At 74.0% G+C, this 1,436-nt stretch carries 2 protein-coding genes; both read right to left on the reverse strand.

Features of this window, described 5'->3' with window-relative positions:
* The coding region (locus tag DW309_RS02635) for a LytR/AlgR family response regulator transcription factor (protein ID WP_136044481.1) at positions 1–697 on the reverse strand (697 nt) is incomplete at its 3' end.
* A 9-nt stretch (positions 698–706) separates the two neighbouring features.
* Positions 707–1,436: sensor histidine kinase (locus DW309_RS02640; RefSeq protein ID WP_168387149.1), on the reverse strand; the 730-nt coding region annotated here is incomplete at its 5' end.

The raw sequence follows: 1,436 nt of genomic DNA on the forward strand, positions 1-1,436 counted from the left end.
CGAGCGCCTCCCGCACCGCGGGCACGAGCCGTCTGCTCACCGGGAGGGCCGTGCGGCCGACCACCACCGTCGGCTCTCCCCCGGACAGCCGCGCCTCGGTCACGGCGGCCGTGCGCACGAGCGTCGAGCGGTGGATGCGCAGGAACCCCGCGTCGGCCCACCGCGCCTCAAGCTCCGCCATGGGGATCCGCACGAGCTGGCCGGGGTCGTCGTCGTCGGTGTGCAGTCGCGCGTAGTCGCCCTGCGCCCGCACCCACCGCACCTCGCTGCGCCGCACGAACCGCACGGTCGACCCGACCGTGACCGACAGCACCTCGTCGTCGCCCTTCGTCGGATCGGCGGCCTGATCCACGCGGTCGATCGCGCCGCGCAGCCGCTCCCGCCGCACCGGCTTGAGGAGGTAGTCGACCGCGCGCAGCTCGAACGCCTCCACCGCGCGGGCCTCGTCGGCCGTGACGAACACGACAGCCGGCGGCTCCGCGAGCCCGAGGAGGGCGCGGGCCAGGTCGGTGCCGAGCAGGCCGGGCATGTGGATGTCGAGGAACGCGAGACGCACGGCGCGCTGCGACAGCTGCCGCAGGGCGTCGGCTCCGCTCGTCGCGGTGAGGATCTCGCCGATGCGCGGGTCGGAGCGCAGCAGGTGCACCAGCTCGTCGAGGGCGGGCTGCTCGTCGTCGGCGACGAGGACGTCGATCATCCGGGCTCCTCAGTCGTCGTCCGGGTCGTGCAGGGGCTGCGATTTCGGGACTCGCATGCGCACCAGGGTACCCGCGCCCGTGTTGGTCTCCACGACCAGTCCGCCGCTGCTGCCGTACAGCTGTCGCAGGCGCGTGTCGACGTTGCGCAGCCCCACGTGGGAGCCGTCCTCGCGCGCCGTGAGCAGCGACCGCAGCCCGTCGGGGTCCATGCCGACGCCGTCGTCCTCCACGAGGATCTCGGTGTGGGTGCCGTCGTCGCGCGAGGTGAGGCGGATCTCGCCGCCGCCCTCCCCCGGCTCGAGCCCGTGCCGCACCGCGTTCTCCACGAGGGGCTGCACCGACAGGAACGGGATGACCGTGGCGAGGGTCTCCGGCGCGATCTGCAGCGTGACCTGCAGCCGGTCGCCGAAGCGGGCCCGCTCGAGCTCCAGGTACGAGTGGATGCTGCCGAGCTCCTCCGCGAGGGTCGTGAACTCCCCCTGGCGGCGGAAGGAGTAGCGCGTGAAGTCGGCGAACTCCAGCACGAGGTCGCGCGCGCGGTCGGGGTCGGTCGTGATGAACGAGGCGATCGCGGTGAGGGCGTTGTAGATGAAGTGCGGGGAGATCTGCGCCCGCAGCGACCGCAGCTCCGCCTCGGCCAGCTGCGCGCGGGAGGCGTCGAGCCCGCCGAGCTCGACCTGCGCGGCGCACCAGTCGGCGACCTCCTCGGCGGCGCGCACGAGCGCCGCGCGCACGGGC

The organism is Microbacterium sp. K41 (genome assembly GCF_004794395.1).
Lineage (GTDB): Bacteria > Actinomycetota > Actinomycetes > Actinomycetales > Microbacteriaceae > Microbacterium > Microbacterium sufflavum.